Raw genomic sequence first — 17,303 nt, forward strand, 5'->3', positions numbered from 1 at the left:
TTACGGGGACCGAACATGGGCTATCAGCAGGGCTTGAGCGGATTGGCCGGTGCGTCGAGCAATCTCGACGTCATCGGCAACAACATCGCGAACGCAAACACGGTCGGCTTCAAGCAGGGACGCGCGAACTTCGCCGACATGTACGCGAATTCGGTCGCGACGTCGGTCAACACGCAGATCGGCATCGGCACGCGGCTCGCGTCGGTGCAGCAGAATTTCGGCCAGGGGACGATCAATTCGACGAAGTCGTCGCTCGACGTCGCGATCAACGGCAACGGCTTCTTCCAGATGTCCAGCAACGGCGTGACCACGTACTCGCGCGACGGCACGTTCCATCGCGACAAGAACGGCGCGATCGTCGACGCGCAAGGCCGCAACCTGATGGGCTATGCGGCGGGCGCCGGCGGCGTGATCAACACCGCGCAGACCGTGCCGCTCCAGGCGCCGACCAACAACATCGCGCCGCGCGCGACGAGCAAGATCACCGGCCAGTTCAACCTGAACGCGCAGGACAAGGTGCCGGCCAAGACGCCGTTCAACGCGACCGACAACACGACGTACAACTACAACTCGTCGATCCAGGTCTACGACACGCTCGGCGGCTCGCAGCAGGTCACGATGTACTTCGCGAAGAGCGCGGCCGGCACGTGGCTGGCCTACGCGGGCGTGCAGGGCCAGACGCCGACGAATCTCGGCACCGTCACGTTCGATGCGTCGGGCCGGATCAGCTCGACGACGTCGGCCGCGACCGGCCAGCCGACGCCGAGCCTCGGCCAGTTCGCGTTCTCGATCCCGAACACGACGGGCGGCGCCAATCCGCAGAACCTGACGCTCGACCTGGGCGGCACGACGCAGTACGGCGGCAAGGACGGCGTGACCAATCTCGCGCAGGACGGCTTCGCGAGCGGCACGCTGACGACGTTCTCGATCGGCACCGACGGCAAGCTGACCGGCAACTACTCGAACGGCCAGAGCGCGGTGCTCGGCCTGATCGCGCTCGCGAACTTCAACAACCCGAACGGGCTCGTGAACATCGGCGGCAACCAGTATGCGGAAACGGCCGCGTCCGGCGTGCCGCAGATCGCCGCGCCGGGCAGCACGAACCACGGCACGCTGCAGGGGAGCGCGCTGGAAAATTCGAACGTGAACCTGACGACCGAGCTCGTGAACCTGATCACCGCGCAGCGCAATTACCAGGCGAACGCGCAGACGATCAAGACCCAGCAGGCGGTCGACCAGACGCTGCTGAACCTGCGTTGAACCGCGCATGAAAAACGCGCCGCGCCGGCCCCGGATCTCGAGGCCGACGCGGCGCGTCGTGTCATGCAGCCCGGCCCGCTGGCCGGACAGCCGTGCTTACTTGTCGAGCAGGATGCGCAGCATGCGGCGCAGCGGCTCGGCCGCGCCCCACAGCAGCTGATCGCCGACCGTGAACGCCGACAGGTATTCGCCGCCCATCGCGAGCTTGCGCAGGCGGCCGACCGGCACCGTCAGCGTGCCGGTGATCTTCGCCGGCGACAGGTCGCGCATCGACGCTTCACGCTCGTTCGGCACGACCTTCACCCAGTCGTTCGCGGACGCGAGGATGCCGTTGATTTCGTCGAGCGGCACATCCTTCTTCAGCTTGATCGTCAGCGCCTGCGAATGGCAGCGCATCGCACCGATCCGAACGCACAGCCCGTCGACCGGGATCGCACCCGGCTCGCCCATCGCCGGCTTGCCGAGGATCTTGTTGGTTTCCGCGCCGCCCTTCCACTCTTCCTTCGACATCCCGTTGCCGAGATCCTTGTCGATCCACGGGATCAGCGAACCGGCGAGCGGCACGCCGAACTGGCTCGTCGGCATCGCGTCGCTGTTCATCGTCGCGAGCACGCGGCGGTCGATGTCGAGGATCGCGGAAGCCGGATCGGCGAGCTGCTCCTGCACCGAACCATGCAGCGCGCCCATCTGCGACAGCAGCTCGCGCATGTTCTGCGCGCCCGCGCCGGATGCGGCCTGGTAGGTCATCGCCGTCATCCAGTCGACGAGGTTCTCGCGGAACAGGCCGCCGAGCGCCATCAGCATCAGGCTGACCGTGCAGTTGCCGCCGATGAAGTTCTTCGTGCCCTTGACGAGCGCGTCCTTGATCACGTCCAGGTTGACCGGATCGAGGATGATGACCGCGTCGTCCTTCATCCGCAGCGACGACGCCGCGTCGATCCAGTAGCCGTTCCAGCCGGCCGCGCGCAGCTTCGGGAACACGTCGTTCGTGTAGTCGCCGCCCTGGCACGTGATGATCACGTCGCACTTCTTCAGCTCGTCGACGTTGGTCGCGTCCTTGAGCGTAGTCTCGTTTTTCGCGAACGACGGCGCCTTGCCGCCCGTGTTGCTGGTGCTGAAGAACACCGGTTCGATCAGGTCGAAATCGCCCTCTTCCTGCATGCGCTGCATCAGGACGCTGCCGACCATGCCGCGCCAACCTACGAGACCTACGTTCATGACTAACCCTTTGCTTGAATGGAGCTTCCCCGCCATTTCCGTCCCCGCGTGACCGCGCGGGGAAACAGGCGGGCACGACGGCGATCAGCGTTTAATGATCGTTTTCGTGGTAATGGTTTTCGTGATGACGATGGCGCGCGCACCCACACGGGCAGTGTTGCCGTGGAGTTTCAGGACCGGGGAGATCAGGGAAATCAGCGCCATCGTTCGAGTCTACACAAAGCCGCTGGCCCGCACAACGGCCAACGGTGCGCGAACCGGCCGATTTTTACGGCCCGTTCGCGCCCTTTTCATCTTGGTTACCGGACTTCGATCCGTCCGCTTACAGCGCCGCGACCACCGCGTCGCCCATCGCCGCCGTGCCGACCTGCTTGCAGCCCGGCGTCGCGATGTCGCCCGTGCGATAACCCTGTTCGAGCACCGTTTTCACCGCACGCTCGATGCGATCGGCCTGCTCGGCGCGATTCAGCGAGTAGCGCAGCAGCATCGCGGCCGACAGGATCGTCGCGAGCGGGTTCGCGATGCCCTTGCCGGCGATGTCCGGCGCCGAACCGTGCGACGGCTCGTACAGGCCCTTGTTGTTCTTGTCGAGCGACGCCGACGGCAGCATGCCGATCGAACCCGTCAGCATCGACGCTTCATCCGACAGGATGTCGCCGAACATGTTGCCCGTGACGATCACGTCGAACTGCTTCGGCGCCTTCGCGAGCTGCATCGCCGCGTTGTCGACGTACATGTGCGACAGCTCGACGTCCGCGTATTCCTTCGACACGTCGATCATGATGTCGCGCCAGAACTGCGACGTTTCCAGTACGTTCGACTTGTCGACCGACAGCAGCTTCTTCGCGCGCTTTTGCGCGGCCTGGAACGCGACGTGCGCGATGCGGCGCACTTCCGGCTCCGAATAGCGCATCGTGTCGAAGCCTTCGCGCGCGCCGGCGAACGGGCCGTCCGGCGCCGCGCGCACGCCGCGCGGCTGGCCGAAGTAGATGTCGCCGTTCAGTTCGCGCACGATCAGGATGTCGAGGCCCGCGACGAGCTCCGGCTTCAACGGCGACGCATCGACGAGCTGCGGATAGCAGATCGCCGGGCGGAAGTTCGCGAACAGCTCGAGGTGCTTGCGCAGCCCGAGGATCGCCTGCTCGGGGCGCAGCGCGCGCTCCAGCGAGTCGTACTTCCAGTCGCCGACCGCGCCGAACAGGATCGCGTCGGCCTGCTTCGCGAGCGCCAGCGTCGCGTCGGGCAGCGGATGGCCGCTCGCCTCGTAGCCCGCGCCGCCGACCGGCGCCTGTTCGAGTTCGAACGTCTCGTCGAGTGCGTTCAGCACCTTCACGGCTTCATTGACGATTTCCGGACCGATGCCGTCGCCGGGCAGCACTGCAATCTTCATGCGAAATTCCTGACTGGGTAGGTTGTTGGAGAGACAGGCCGGCGAGCGCGCGCACGGCGCACCCGCCACGCGCGATCAGCCGACCAGCTTCGTGTTGAGCCACGGCTGCTTCACGAGCCGCTCCGCTTCGAACTGGCGGATCTTGTCCGCGTGGCGCAGCGTGAGGCCGATGTCGTCGAAGCCGTTCAGCAGGCAGTACTTGCGGAACGCGGTGATCTCGAACGGATACTCGCGGCCGTCGCCCGCGCGCACGACCTGCGCGTCGAGGTCGATCGTCAGCTGGTAACCGTTGAACGCATACGTGTCGTTGAACAGGTGATCGACCTGCTGCTCGGTCAGCACGATCGGCAGCAGGCCGTTCTTGAAGCAGTTGTTGAAGAAGATGTCCGCGAAGCTCGGCGCGATGATCGCGCGGAAGCCGTACTGCTGCAGCGCCCACGGCGCGTGCTCGCGCGAGCTGCCGCAGCCGAAATTCTTGCGGGCGAGCAGCACCGATGCGCCCTGGTAGCGCGGCTGGTTCAGCACGAAGTCCGGGTTCAGCGGACGCTTCGAGTTGTCCTGCCCCGGCTCGCCGTGATCGAGGTAGCGCCATTCGTCGAACGCGTTCGGACCGAAGCCCGTGCGCTTGATCGACTTCAGGAACTGCTTCGGGATGATCGCGTCCGTGTCGACGTTCTCGCGATCGAGCGGCGCCACGACGCCGGTATGTACAGTGAATTTTTCCATGATCCGTCTATCCGGTTGAAGGGCCGGCACGCGGCCGGCGCCCATCGACAAATTCTCGGTGGCGGTGTCAGTCCGCGGCGCGCTTCAGCGCGTTGCCGGCGGCGTTGACGTCCTCGCCGAAGCCTCGGACGGTATTGCAGCCCGCGAGGCCGAAGCCCAGCCCCGCCAGCGCCAGCGCGGCAACCAGCCGCGCGATGACCTTCGATGCCGTCACGCGTTACCCCAGCTGGCGAATGTCGACGAAGTGGCCTTCGATCGCCGCGGCCGCCGCCATCGCGGGGCTCACGAGGTGCGTGCGACCGCCCGCGCCCTGCCGGCCTTCGAAGTTGCGGTTCGACGTCGACGCGCAGCGCTCGCCCGGATCGAGCCGGTCGGCGTTCATCGCGAGGCACATCGAGCAGCCCGGCTCGCGCCATTCGAAGCCCGCGTCGGTGAACACCTTGTCGAGCCCTTCGCGCTCGGCCTGCGCCTTCACGAGGCCCGAGCCCGGCACGACCATCGCGAGCCGCACGTTCGACGCGATGCGACGGTTCAGTTTCTTCACGACATACGCGGCCGCGCGGATATCCTCGATCCGTGCATTCGTGCACGAGCCGATGAAGATCTTGTCGACCTTGATCGATTCGATCGGCGTGTTCGGCTCGAGCGCCATGTACGCCAGCGCGCGCTCCATCGCGTCGCGCTTGACCGGATCCTTCTCGCGCTCGGGATCGGGCACGCGACCGTCGATCGACGTGACCATTTCCGGCGACGTGCCCCACGTGACCTGCGGAACGATCTCCGCCGCGTTCAGCTCGACCACGCGGTCGAAGTGCGCGCCGTCGTCCGACTTGAACTGGCGCCAGTATTCGACGGCCTGATCCCATTCCGCGCCGGTCGGCACGAACGGACGGCCCTTCAGGTAGTCGATCGTCGTGTCGTCCACCGCGACCATGCCCGCGCGCGCGCCGGCTTCGATCGCCATGTTGCAGACGGTCATGCGGCCTTCCATCGTCAGCGCGCGAATGGTCGAGCCGCCGAATTCGATCGCGTAGCCGGTGCCGCCCGCGGTGCCGATCTTGCCGATGATCGCGAGCACGATGTCCTTCGCGGTGCAGCCGCGCGGCAGTGCGCCGTCGACCTTCACGAGCATGTTCTTGCTCTTCTTCTGCAGCAAGGTCTGCGTCGCGAGCACGTGCTCGACTTCCGACGTGCCGATGCCGTGCGCGAGCGCGCCGAACGCGCCGTGCGTCGACGTATGCGAATCGCCGCACACGATCGTCATGCCCGGCAGCGTCGCGCCCTGTTCCGGCCCGATGATGTGGACGATGCCCTGGCGCACGTCGTTCATCTTGAACTGGGTGATGCCGAATGCGTCGCAGTTCGCGTCGAGCGTGTCGACCTGCAGCTTCGAGACGGGATCGGCGATGCCGTGGCTGCGGTCCGTGGTCGGCACGTTGTGGTCCGACACGGCCAGGTTCGCGCTGATGCGCCACACCGGGCGCTGCGCCATCTTCAGCCCTTCGAATGCCTGCGGGCTCGTGACTTCATGCAGCAGCTGACGGTCGATATAGAGCAGGGTCGTGCCGTCTTCCTCGGTGTGGACCACGTGGGTGTTCCACAGTTTGTCGTAGAGAGTCTGTGCCATGGGTATGCGGGGTCGTTGTGACTACAAGCCTTGCGGATGCGGTCGATTATGCCACGCAGAACGCGTCGCGGCGCAGGCCGGACGCGAAAAAACCCATTAAAAACAGTGGTTTGGCTGGTAGTGCCAATACCTGTATCGGCATTACCCGCCAACATGTGGCACGCACGATCCGGCGCGCGGCGATCGCGCGCGGGGTGCGCTGCGCGTCTAGCCGCCCGGATATTCGCGATTGATCAGGTCGAGCCGCAGCATCGCGAGCTGCATGCCGGCATTGCTCATCAGGTAAAGATCGCGCCGCCGCATCGCCGGCTGCTGGGCCGATGCATCGTAGGTGCCGGGCAGCGACAGTCCGGCCGGCACCGCCGCCTGCATCCCCGCCGCATTCGACACGCGCACGGCGATCGACGCCTGATCGCGATGCGTGACCACGCCGACCTTGCCGAGCGCCGCGGCCGAACCGGCCTGCCTGACGATCGCGGCGGCGACGCCGTCGGGCGTCGGTATCGGGCTGCCGGCGACCGCGGCAGGCGTCGCGATCGACGTCACGCCGGCCGTCAGTCCGTACTTCGACGCGAGCACGCTCGCGACTTCCTGCTGCGCGAAAACCGGCACCGCGGCTTTCTGCCGAAGCTGGAACACGGCGTCGGCGATGGCCTCGTTCACGGGGCCCGGCAGCGGCGCGGCGGCCGATGACCCGGCGCGGCTGCCGAAGCCGAACGCGACGATCGTGTTGACGCCGGCCGCGTCGACGGACGGCGGCGTCCACGAGAAAAACGTGTCGAGCAGGTAACCGGTTTCGTCGGCGGCAGTCGCGCGATCGTTCAGTTCGTTCGTCAGCTTGCCGAGCATCTGGCGCTGCAGTTCCGCATCGGAAACGGGGGCGTCGCTTGCGAACGCGGGCGCGGCGGCGGCGCACGAGGCGGCGAGCAATGAAGTGGAGGCGAGAAAATGGCGGCGGTTCGTCATGGTCACGGAATTCGAATGGGAAACGACGGAAGGCATCAGCCCTTCGGGAACGCCTGCATCGTCGCGGTCATCGCGTGCGTCAGCATCTGCGCATACATGTCGTGCACGAGATAGAGGCTGCGGTTGCGCGTCCACGGCTGGCCCGACTGCGGGTCGTACGTGGTCGGCAGCGGCACCTCGGCGACCGCGGCCGCCTGCATGCCCGCCTGCCGCGAGGTCTGGATGCAGCGCTTCGCATGATCGCGATGGCCAACCACCGCGACGGTGCCCATCGCGGCCGCGCCGCCCGCACGCGATACGGCCACGGCCGCGACGCCCGCGGTGCTCAGGTAGACGATCGAGCCGTCGCTCGCGATCACCGGTTCGATCGACGACAGCACGTCGGCGCCCAGCCCGTATTTCGATACGAGAAAGCGCGCGATTTCCCACTGCGCGTAGACCTTGACCGGTTTCAACTGGCGGATGCGGTACACGGCGTCCGCGAGCGCTTCGTTGACGGGCCCCGGATCGGGCAGCGCGGACTGGTTGCCGCCGGTGCTCGACGTATTGCCGCTCGCCGCGTTCGGACGATTGCCGAAGCTGTACGCGACGATCGCGCCGATCTGCGCGGCCGGCACCGTCGGCAGCGCCGACGTGAAGCCGACATCGGTCATCGCCGGCACGATCGCGTCGACCGTCGCCGCATCGTCGAGCTGGGCGTTCAGTTTCGCGGACATCTGCGCGGCGAGCGCGGCGTCGCCGATCGGCGCCGACGTGACGTCGTCGCCGCCGCATGCGCCGAGGAATGACGCCGCCGCGACGGCCGGCGCGGCGGACAGGAATGTTCTGCGGGACGAGGCCGGGGGATGCTGACTCATGGGTGCGAGACGAAAGGAGGCGAATGACGAGCGCGCCTGACGACAGGCAGGACCGCCGGATTTCGCGGAATCAAGGGGAAAGGCAACGGCAGCCACGCATGAAACGGCATCGCGACGCATCACCGATCGGCGAAGCACGATCGTAGGCGGCGTTGGTTAAATTGGAGTGAAAATGCCGATCGAATCCGCTCGGCTACCGCTCCGTTTCGCCGATGGTCGAAGCCGTTTCATCCGTGGCGAGCGCATCGCCCCTTGTTTCGCCGGTGGCCGGCGCGAGGTTTCGACGTATCGACGTGCGCGCTACGATGACGCAACGCACGTTCCCGTGATCCGGACCCGGAGCCCTCATGAAGCTCGGCCTGAAAGAATCGCTTGCGCGCCTCGACGACGCAGGCACGCTGTTCACGACGCTGTTTCACCACGGTACGCTCGACGTCGAGCTGTACCGGCCGCGCATCGAGGATCGGCAGACGCCGCACGTGCGCGACGAGGTCTACGTGATCGCCGCCGGCACGTCGCGCTTCGTCGTCGACGGGCGTGAATGCGACGTCGCGGCCGGCGACGCGCTGTTCGTCCCCGCGCACGCCGAGCATCGCTTCGTCGGCTTCTCCGACGATTTCTCGACATGGGTGTTCTTCTACGGCCCCGAAGGCGGCGAACGCGGCGCGTGACGCGCGACGCCCGCGGCACTTTCCCCGCGATCTCCTAGACTGTCTATTCGCAGCGGGAGCCGCATGGCCGCCCCGCCTTCATGCAGCCGGCAGCATTCGGTTCAACGAACAGGAGAACAGCATGCGATATGAACTCTATTACTGGCCCGAGATCCAGGGCCGCGGCGAGTACGTACGGCTCGCGCTCGAGGCCGCCGAAGCCGACTACGTCGACGTCGCGCGCGAATCGGGGCGCGGAATGGGCGTGACGGCCATGATGCGCATGATGGACAGCACGCAGGCCGAATGCGTGCCGTTCGCACCGCCGTTCCTGAAGGCGGGCGACGTGGTCGTCGGGCAGACCGCGAACATCCTGCTGTTTCTCGGCGCGCGGCTCGGGCTCGCGCCCGACGACGAAGCCGGCCGGCTGTGGGTGCATCAGATCCAGCTGACCGCTGCCGATTTCATCACCGAGATCCACGACACGCACCATCCGATCGGCAGCGGCCTGTACTACGAGGACCAGAAAGCGGAAGCGGCCGAGCGCGCGGCCGATTTCCTCGAGAACCGGCTGCCGAAGTTCCTTGGCTACTTCGATCGCGTGCTCGAACAGAATCCGCACAAGAACGGTTATATCGCGGGCAACGCGCTCAGCTATGCGGACCTGACGATGTTCCAGTTGATCGAGGGGCTGCGCTATGCGTTCCCGAAGGCGATGAAGCGCGCGGAGCGCAAGGTCGCGGCGCTCGTCGCGCTGCACGATCGCGTCGCGGAGCATCCGCCCGTCGCGCGCTACCTGGCATCGGAGCGCCGCATCCCGTTCAACGACATGGGGATCTTCCGGCACTATCCGGAGCTGGACAAGTAACGGCGGCGGCACGCGTCGTTCACGCGGCGGCGACCGCCGTCTCGTGCAGGTGGCGCCACACGATCAAGCCGTCCGCTTCGCGCCGGAACACAGGACGATCTCGCAAGCGGCACGCTGGTCGACGCGCTGCCCGCGTACCGGTTTCCGCAGCAGAACGTCTACGCGCCGTACGTCGCGACGCGGCACGTGCCGCAGAAGGTACGCGCATGGGTGGATTTCATGAAGGCGCAGTTGAAGCAGGCACGCTGGCCGAAACGCGCGTGGCGGCACGGCTCGCTCGACGGAGGCCATGCGATTCGCACCGGCTCCCGTCGCCTCGCCGTCGCCCGCCGGCGATCAGCGCGGCTGCCCGTGCTGCGAGGCCGCCGCGTCGACGGCCTCGACCGAGCGCGCGAGCCACGGCCCGATGTCCATCTCTTCGTAGCGCACGAGCCGGCTCTTGCGCGCGCGGCGATACGCCCACCAGATCGCGACGAACAGCGGAATCCACACATAGATCGACAGCACTTCCATCCAGTCGATGCGCGCCGCGAAGAATGCCTGGTAATCCTGGCCCAGCGAAATCACGATGCAGATCGCGATCGCGAACAACGGCCCGAACGGAAACCATTTCGCGCGATACGGCAGCTGGTCGAGCCGATAGCCCTGCTTCAGGAATCCCTTGCGGAACCGGTAATGGCAGACCGCGATGCCGAGCCACGCGATGAAGCCGGTGATGCCGACCGTATTCAGCAGCCACAGATAGATGCGCTGGTTGCTGGTCAGCGACGTGAGGAAGCACAACCCGCCGACGGCCATCGTCGCGTACAGCGCGTTGCGCGGCACGCCGCCCGGCGACAGCGTCGCGAACATGGCCGGCGCGCGCCCTTCCGATGCGAGGTTGTACAGCATCCGCGTCGCCGCGTAGGTGCCGGAATTGCCGGCCGACAGCACGGCCGTCAGGATCACCAGGTTCATCGCGCCGGCCGCGAGCGGGAACCCCGCATGGCTGAACACCAGCGTGAACGGGCTCACGCCGATGTCGGTCACGTCGCTCTTCAGCAGGTTCGGATCGGTGTACGGCACCAGCAGGCCGATCACGAAGATCGCGAGCACGTAGAACAGCATGATCCGCCAGAAAATCTGCTTCACCGCGCGCGGGATCGTCTTGCGCGGGTTTTCCGATTCGCCGGCCGTGATGCCGACCAGCTCGGTGCCGAGGAACGAGAAGCCCGCGATCAGCGCGACGCTCATCATCGCGTGCACGCCGCCGACGAACGGCGCGTCGCCGGTCGTGAAGTTGCGCCAGCCGACCGGATGCCCGGTCCCGAGCACGCCGGCCGCGATCAGCAGCCCGGCCGCGATGAATGCGATCACGGTGACGACCTTGATCAGCGAGAACCAGTATTCCGATTCGCCGAAGCCGCGCACCGACAGCGTATTGAGCAGGAAGATCAGCACGAGGAAGCCCGCGCCCCACCACACGCCGGGCACCGACGGAAACCAGTAGCGCATCACGATCTGCGCGGCGACCAGCTCGATCGCGATCGTCACCGCCCAGCTGTACCAGTAGGTCCAGCCGAGCGCGACGCCGAAACCTTCGTCGACGTACTTCTCGCCGTAGATCGCGAACGAGCCCGATACCGGCATCAACGCGGCCATCTCGCCGAGCCCGGTGACGACGAAATAGACCATGATCCCGATCGCGAGATACGCGGCGATCGCCCCGCCCGGCCCCGCCTGCGCGACCGACGCGCCCGACGCGACGAACAGCCCCGTGCCGATCGAACCGCCGATCGCGATCATCGCGATGTGGCGGCCCTGCAGACGACGCTTCAGCGTCGCCCCGGACGACGCGGCCGTCCCCGCTGCCGCTTGCATAGCATCCATAGTGTTCACCCTGATTGTGATCCGGTCAGCCAAATTTGATTTGGAATGCAAATCGATCGACCTGGTCATTCGCCTCGAAACCGGCCCTGCCGGGCCGGTCGCATCACACGACGCTGCGCTTGATCGCCTGCAGTTCGGCCGTCGTCACGATCTTCTCGATCCGGAATCGCGGGCTTTCCAGCCATACGTTCGCGATCCGCCGGTACTCGTCGAGATCCTCGCACGCGAGCCGCACGAGAAAATCGAACGTGCCGCTGACGAGCCAGCAATCGAGCACGGCCGGATTCGCGCGCATTTCCTCCTCGAACGGCGCCTGCGAACGCCCGTGGTCGGCCAGCACGATCTGCGCGATCACGACGATCGGCTTGGTCGCGCGCGGCGCCTTGATCACCGCGCGATACCCTTCGATCACGCCGAGCGCCTCGAGCCGCTCCACGCGCGCCTGGCACGGCCGCGGCGTGAGGTTCACGAGCTCCGACAGCTTCCGGTACGAGATTCGCCCGTCGGTACGCAGGATGTCGAGGATCCGGAGATCGATCTTGTCGAGCTGCATCTTCTTGTCGGTCATCCGCGTTCGCTCCGGTCGGGTCGTGGCTGGTGCGCGGAACGTGTGCCGTTCCGCGCGGGGGCCACATTATCCGGCCGAAGCGGCCGCGCGCCAATCGGCTAGAACCGCAGCGACAGGCAGGTCAGGCCGCCGTCCATCTTGCGGAACTCGCTCGTGTCGATCACGTGCAGCGGCATGCCGAGCGACGCGATCGCGTCATGCACGCGCGGATAGCCGGCCGGCGTGATCAGCGTACCGTTCACGCGCAGCGTGTTGCCCGCGTATTCGTCGGCGGCCGAGATCGCGATCCGGCGATAGTCGGCGAATGCCGGATGCGCGGCCAGCGCGTCGGTCACGAGCAGCGTGTCGTCGCCGAGCGCGTTGACGACCGATTTCAGGTGCAGGCCGGCGCCGACCGGCACCGCGACGACCGAATAGCCATGGCGCGACACCAGCGCGTCGAACGCGGCGATGCCTTCCGCGTCGGTGCGGCTCGTCAGGCCGATGAAGAAGCGCTTGCCGACCTGCATCACGTCGCCGCCGTCGAGACGGCCGGACTGCATCGGCAGCAGTTCGCGATACGCGGCGAGCGCCGCTTCGATATGAACCGTCTCGCCGCGCCGGGCAGGCGCGCCGGGACGCGTGATCACCGCGAATTCCGGCGTGACGACGGCGACGTCCTCGACGAAGTGCGAATCGGGAAACGCCTCCAGCGGCGGCAGTTCGGTCAACTCGACGCCGAGCGTGCGCAGCGCGTCGCAGTACGCGTGGAACTGCGTGAGCGTCTTGTCGTAATCGGGTGCACCGAGTTCGGCGGTGGTCAGGCCCGCGCCGCAGGACGGCGCGGGACGGCGAACGATCGCTTGCGTGAATTGCATCGACTCCTCCATGGTCTGCGCCGCATCCGTGCGGCGCACGGGCCGGCGGCGTTGTGTCCGGACCATTATCGGAAGCCAAATTGCGCCATTCGCGTCGATTTCGGCGGCGCCGACAGCCGATTGCGTCGAATTGCGTGCACCACGCAGCGGATTCGGCAGACGGCCTGCCCGCGGTCTTGCGAACGGCCGTTCGGGGCCGCCGCACATGCTTTATACGCCGGGCGCGAACCCCATCTGCGCACGGCCGAGCGGCGTGAGATCGCCCTCCCCCGCGCGGCCGTCGAAATCGACTTCGAAATGATCGGCCGGGAAATCGGGCGGGCTGTCGCCGCGCAGGAACGCGGAACGCTGGCGTTGCAGGTACGCGTCGTTCTTCGCGCAGCCGGGCGCGGCCGCAATGTACATCACGTTGCTGTCGCCGCTGCCGCGATGCGCATCCTCGACCGCATGCACGACGTCGCCGTGCCAGAACACCGCGTCGCCCGGCGCCATGTGCGGGATCGGCACCAGCGCATCGAGCAGCAGCGCGTGCCATTCCGGGCGAATCGACAGCGCGCGGCCGGGACGCGCGCCGCACAGGTCGTCGTCGGCGACGTCGTCCTGCAGCGCGCGCAGCACGACATAGGCCATCGCGTTCGCGACCGGAATCAGCTGCAGCGTGCCGTCGCCAGGCCCTTGCGGCGTCAGCGCGGTCCAGCCCTGGAACGTGCGGAACATCGAACACACGGCCGGCGACGGAATCTCCTCGACGTCGGGTCGGAACGCCGCATCGAACGGATCGTAATCGCGCCAGCGGCCGGCCAGCACGTGACGATAGACCTGCCGAAAATTCGCGCCGAGCCAGCGCTCGACGGAACCGCCGTCGACATGCGGCGACAGCCCGAGCGACGTCGAACCGGGCGGCCGGCGGCGAATCCGGTCCGCATACGCGGGCACCTGGTCGGGATCGAAATGCGTGCGCGCGCCGTCCGCATGCCGCCACAAGCGGTTCAGAAACACGCGCGCCTGCGTGAGCGCCGGCGACTGGCGCGCAGCCACCTGCGGCTTCGACCAGTAGACGCCGTAAATCTGCGGCTTGCCCGACGCGAGATTGCCGAAGTAACGGTCCTCCGCGCGTGCATGCAGCCGCTCGGCGAAACGGTTCGCATCCAGATACGCGCCGATCTCGTCGTTCCAGTCGCTTGCCTGCCGCGCATCGAACACGCCGCGGATCACGACCGCGCCATGCGTGCGGATCGCGGCAAGTGCGTGCGGATCGACGCTCCCGTCCGCGATATCCGCGAACGGCACGACCGGAATCACGTCATGGCCATGCGCGTGCGCGCGGCGGATCGCGTCGACCTGCCGTGCAATGTCGCCTTCGAGTTCGCGGAACGTGGCCGCGTAACCGGGCAAGTCGGCGCGCAGCGCCCGTTTCGCCGCGCGAATCGCGGCGGGCAGATCGTCAATCGTCAGTTGCATCGTCGTCTCCTCGCTGAAGCGTGTCGTGATGTGCCGTCAGCGTACGGCCGGCGCATGGCCGCGATCACCACTATCCGGCCAATGATCGATACAATCCTGACAATCGCGTGTCACTCGGGACGATGGCAGACCACGCAGAGCTTGTTGCCGTCCGGGTCGCGGAAATAGGCGCCGTAATAGTCGCGGTGATAGTACGGCCGCAGGCCCGGCGGCCCTTCGCAGGTGCCGCCCTGCCGCAGCGCGAGCGCATGGCAGCGATCGACGTGCGCGCGGGTCGGTACATCGAACGCGATCGTATGGCCGTTGCCCGGCGCCGGCGCGTGGCCGTCGAGCGGCTTGCCGAAGAAGAACAGCGGCCGCTCGGCGTCGGCCGGCATCCAGCCCGACCAGCCGTCGGGCTCGCGGAATTTCAGGCGCAGCCCGAGTGCCGCGAACAACGGCGCGTAGAAATCGTAGGCGCGCGCCGTATCGCTGACGCCCACGCAAACATGTGAAAGCATGGCATCGCTCCGAGGTGACGATCGCTCACGATCATGCCACGACGCGCTGCCCGCCCCCAAACGGAGGCCGTGATGAAACCGCAATACGAGCACGTGACGTTCGCATCCGGCTGTTCGATCCGCGTCTATCACCGTCAGCTCGCGCGCATCCCGTTCGAATGGCATCGCCATCCCGAGTACGAACTGACGCTGACGCTCAACAGCCGCGGCCAGCGCTTCATCGGCGATCACGTCGCACACTACGCGGACGACGATCTCGTGCTCGTGCCGCCCAACCTGCCGCATACGTGGTCGTCGAACGCGCGCATCGATCGCGACGCGCCCGAGGTCGCGCTCGTCGTCTGGTTCGACGGGGACTGGGCGCGGCGGCTGGCCGACTGCTGCCCCGAATACGCGCCGCTGCGTTCGCTGCTGCGACGTGCGGCGCCCGGCCTGCGCTTCGACGGGGAGACGGCCCGCGCGATGCGCGCGCGGCTGCCGCTGTTGCTCGATCCGTCGCCGCGCGTGCGGCTCGCGGCCACGCTGGACACGCTTGCCGATCTCGCGGAAGCCGGCGGCGAACCGCTCGCCACCGCGCACGCGTACGACCGGCCCGACGGCGCCGCGTCGCCCGCCGACCCGGCCGCCCCCGAAGCCGAGCGCCTCGACCGCGTGCTCGACGCGATCGACCGGCATTTCCACGAACCGCTGCGCATCGATGCACTCGCCGCTGCCGCACACATGTCCGAACGCACGCTGCAACGGCTGTTCGTCCGGCATCTCGGCGAAAGCGTCGGCCGCTACGTGCAGCGGCTGCGGCTCGCGCACGCATGCCGCCACCTCGTCGGCACCGACTGGCCGATCGCGACGGTGGCCGCGCGCTGCGGCATTCCGAATGCCGCGAACTTCAATCGCCAGTTCCTCGCCGCGCGCGGCACGACGCCCGGCGCGTACCGGCAGTTCTTCAAGCAGCACGGCCACGCGCCCGACGGCGATGCACCCGCGCTCGACACACGGCCGCCGTCGCTGGAGCGCCGCACTGGATCGGGCCAACATCGACCGCCCAAATGAAAACACCCCGACGGGCTGACCCGTCGGGGTGTCGTGGCGTGGCGATTGCCCGACGCGAGCGGCCTGCCGGCCGTTCGCGCCACACACGGCTTAACGTGCGTTGAGCGGCTTCGCTTCGCGCGGCGTATCGCCGATGAACAGCTGACGCGGACGGCCGATCTTCTGTTCCGGATCCGCAATCATTTCGTTCCACTGTGCGATCCAGCCGACCGTACGTGCCATCGCGAAGATACACGTGAACATCGACGTCGGGATGCCCAGCGCGCGCTGGACGATGCCCGAGTAGAAGTCGACGTTCGGGTACAGCTTGCGCGACACGAAGTATTCGTCTTCCAGCGCGATCTTCTCGAGCTGCATCGCGAGCTTGAACAGCGGGTCGTCGTGCAGGCCCAGTTCGTTCAGCACTTCGTAGCACGTTTCGCGCATCAGCTTCGCACGCGGGTCGTAGTTCTTGTACACGCGGTGGCCGAAGCCCATCAGCTTCACGCCCGAATTCTTGTCCTTCACCTGCTTGATGAATTCGGGGATGTTGTCCGGCGAACCGATCTGCTCGAGCATGTTCAGCGCGGCTTCGTTCGCACCACCGTGCGCCGGGCCCCACAGACACGCGATACCGGCTGCGATACACGCGAACGGGTTCGCGCCCGACGAGCCGGCCAGGCGGACCGTCGACGTCGATGCGTTCTGCTCGTGATCGGCGTGCAGGATCAGGATACGGTCGAGCGCACGGACGAGCACGTCGTTGACCTTGTACTCTTCGCACGGGTTCGAGAACATCATGTGCATGAAGTTCGCGCTGTACGACAGCGAGTTCTTCGGATACACGAACGGCTGGCCGATGCTGTACTTGTACGCCATCGCGACGAGCGTCGGCAGCTTCGCGATCATGCGGATCGCCGACACTTCGCGGTGACGCGGGTCGTTGATGTCGAGCGAGTCGTGGTAGAACGCGGACAGTGCGCCGACCGCGGCGACCAGGATCGCCATCGGGTGCGCGTCGCGACGGAAGCCACGGAAGAAGAAGTGCATCTGCTCGTGCACCATCGTGTGCTTCGTGACGGTGTCGACGAACTCCTTCTTCTGCGCGGCGTTCGGCAGTTCGCCCTTCAGCAGCAGGTAGCAGCTTTCGAGGAAGTCCGCGTTTTGCGCGAGGTTGTCGATCGGGTAGCCGCGATACAGCAGTTCGCCCTTGTCGCCGTCGATGTACGTGATCGCCGAATTACACGAAGCCGTCGACATGAAGCCCGGGTCGTACGTGAACTTGCCGGTCTGGCCGTACAGCTTGCGGATGTCGATCACGTCCGGGCCCATCGTGCCCTTGTAGATCGGCAGTTCGACGCTCGGCGAGTTGTCGCTGAACGATAGCGTGGCTTTAACATCAGACGGAGTCATGGCACATCCTCAATCGAAATAAAGAAACGGGATTCGATAACGGG

The 17,303-nt window shown here is 66.7% G+C and carries 18 protein-coding genes and 1 pseudogene; 5 read left to right on the plus strand and 14 right to left on the minus strand.

Features of this window, described 5'->3' with window-relative positions:
- Nucleotides 1-15: 15 nt before the first annotated feature.
- Complete coding sequence (gene flgE / locus DTA15_RS25340; protein ID WP_006487707.1) at nt 16-1,260, plus strand: flagellar hook protein FlgE; 1,245 nt, start codon at nt 16-18, stop codon at nt 1,258-1,260.
- Nucleotides 1,261-1,356: 96 nt separating this feature from the next.
- On the opposite strand, the gene asd is transcribed toward flgE, so the two are convergent.
- The 8 genes from asd to DTA15_RS25380 form a co-directional block, all read right to left on the minus strand.
- Entirely contained in the window at nt 1,357-2,478 is a 1,122-nt protein-coding gene (gene asd / locus DTA15_RS25345) for an aspartate-semialdehyde dehydrogenase (RefSeq protein WP_012493211.1), read from the minus strand.
- A gap of 84 nt (nt 2,479-2,562) precedes the next feature.
- Nucleotides 2,563-2,682: a hypothetical protein gene (locus tag DTA15_RS25350; RefSeq protein WP_006487736.1), complete on the minus strand. Its 120-nt coding sequence runs from the start codon at nt 2,680-2,682 to the stop codon at nt 2,563-2,565.
- 118 nt (nt 2,683-2,800) lie between these two features.
- Complete coding sequence (leuB, locus tag DTA15_RS25355) at nt 2,801-3,868, minus strand: 3-isopropylmalate dehydrogenase (protein WP_006487719.1); 1,068 nt, start codon at nt 3,866-3,868, stop codon at nt 2,801-2,803.
- Between the two features lie 75 nt (nt 3,869-3,943).
- A complete protein-coding gene (leuD, locus tag DTA15_RS25360; RefSeq protein ID WP_012493210.1) occupies nt 3,944-4,594 on the minus strand; it encodes a 3-isopropylmalate dehydratase small subunit in 651 nt (216 codons plus the stop codon).
- A gap of 67 nt (nt 4,595-4,661) precedes the next feature.
- Nucleotides 4,662-4,808 carry an entericidin A/B family lipoprotein gene (locus tag DTA15_RS25365; RefSeq protein WP_006487745.1) on the minus strand — a complete coding sequence of 49 codons (147 nt, stop codon included), beginning with the start codon at nt 4,806-4,808 and terminating at the stop codon, nt 4,662-4,664.
- A 3-nt stretch (nt 4,809-4,811) separates the two neighbouring features.
- Nucleotides 4,812-6,221: a 3-isopropylmalate dehydratase large subunit gene (gene leuC, locus DTA15_RS25370; protein WP_006487761.1), complete on the minus strand. Its 1,410-nt coding sequence runs from the start codon at nt 6,219-6,221 to the stop codon at nt 4,812-4,814.
- Between the two features lie 207 nt (nt 6,222-6,428).
- Nucleotides 6,429-7,187 carry a hypothetical protein gene (locus tag DTA15_RS25375; protein ID WP_006487716.1) on the minus strand — a complete coding sequence of 253 codons (759 nt, stop codon included), beginning with the start codon at nt 7,185-7,187 and terminating at the stop codon, nt 6,429-6,431.
- Between the two features lie 35 nt (nt 7,188-7,222).
- On the minus strand, nt 7,223-8,044 hold the full coding sequence (locus DTA15_RS25380; protein WP_006487751.1) for a hypothetical protein: 822 nt from the start codon (nt 8,042-8,044) through the stop codon (nt 7,223-7,225).
- A gap of 347 nt (nt 8,045-8,391) precedes the next feature.
- Here DTA15_RS25380 and DTA15_RS25385 point away from each other — a divergent pair, with 347 nt between their 5' ends.
- The 3 genes and pseudogenes from DTA15_RS25385 to DTA15_RS39200 form a co-directional block, all read left to right on the plus strand.
- Nucleotides 8,392-8,715, plus strand: a complete 324-nt coding sequence (locus tag DTA15_RS25385; RefSeq protein WP_006487734.1) for a cupin domain-containing protein — start codon at nt 8,392-8,394, stop codon at nt 8,713-8,715.
- Between the two features lie 121 nt (nt 8,716-8,836).
- Nucleotides 8,837-9,562 (plus strand): glutathione S-transferase, encoded by a 726-nt coding sequence (locus DTA15_RS25390; protein WP_006487776.1) that lies wholly within the window; start codon nt 8,837-8,839, stop codon nt 9,560-9,562.
- A gap of 90 nt (nt 9,563-9,652) precedes the next feature.
- Nucleotides 9,653-9,802: pseudogene (locus DTA15_RS39200) on the plus strand (LysR family transcriptional regulator); the annotation flags it as partial.
- Nucleotides 9,803-9,898: 96 nt separating this feature from the next.
- Here the strand turns inward: DTA15_RS39200 and DTA15_RS25405 are convergent.
- The 5 genes from DTA15_RS25405 to DTA15_RS25425 all read right to left on the minus strand — a co-directional run bounded on the left by DTA15_RS25405 (nt 9,899) and on the right by DTA15_RS25425 (nt 14,817).
- The gene (locus DTA15_RS25405; protein WP_012493209.1) at nt 9,899-11,431 is read right to left on the minus strand and encodes an amino acid permease; all 1,533 of its coding nucleotides are present in this window, start codon (nt 11,429-11,431) and stop codon (nt 9,899-9,901) included.
- 103 nt (nt 11,432-11,534) lie between these two features.
- Nucleotides 11,535-11,999, minus strand: coding sequence for an Lrp/AsnC family transcriptional regulator (locus DTA15_RS25410; protein ID WP_006487769.1), 465 nt, complete (start codon nt 11,997-11,999; stop codon nt 11,535-11,537).
- A 98-nt stretch (nt 12,000-12,097) separates the two neighbouring features.
- Nucleotides 12,098-12,856 carry a dimethylarginine dimethylaminohydrolase family protein gene (locus tag DTA15_RS25415; RefSeq protein WP_006487778.1) on the minus strand — a complete coding sequence of 253 codons (759 nt, stop codon included), beginning with the start codon at nt 12,854-12,856 and terminating at the stop codon, nt 12,098-12,100.
- Between the two features lie 210 nt (nt 12,857-13,066).
- Nucleotides 13,067-14,317: a DUF1479 domain-containing protein gene (locus DTA15_RS25420; protein ID WP_006487765.1), complete on the minus strand. Its 1,251-nt coding sequence runs from the start codon at nt 14,315-14,317 to the stop codon at nt 13,067-13,069.
- Nucleotides 14,318-14,427: 110 nt separating this feature from the next.
- A complete protein-coding gene (locus tag DTA15_RS25425) occupies nt 14,428-14,817 on the minus strand; it encodes a VOC family protein (RefSeq protein WP_006493458.1) in 390 nt (129 codons plus the stop codon).
- 72 nt (nt 14,818-14,889) lie between these two features.
- Between DTA15_RS25425 and DTA15_RS25430 the strand changes: the two genes are divergently transcribed.
- Nucleotides 14,890-15,867: a helix-turn-helix domain-containing protein gene (locus DTA15_RS25430; protein ID WP_006487740.1), complete on the plus strand. Its 978-nt coding sequence runs from the start codon at nt 14,890-14,892 to the stop codon at nt 15,865-15,867.
- Nucleotides 15,868-15,957: 90 nt separating this feature from the next.
- Here DTA15_RS25430 and gltA read toward each other — a convergent pair whose 3' ends face one another.
- Nucleotides 15,958-17,259, minus strand: coding sequence for a citrate synthase (gltA, locus tag DTA15_RS25435; protein WP_006487713.1), 1,302 nt, complete (start codon nt 17,257-17,259; stop codon nt 15,958-15,960).
- Between the last annotated feature and the right edge of the window lie 44 nt (nt 17,260-17,303).

This window comes from Burkholderia cenocepacia, from assembly GCF_900446215.1.
Classification (GTDB): Bacteria; Pseudomonadota; Gammaproteobacteria; order Burkholderiales; family Burkholderiaceae; genus Burkholderia; species Burkholderia cenocepacia.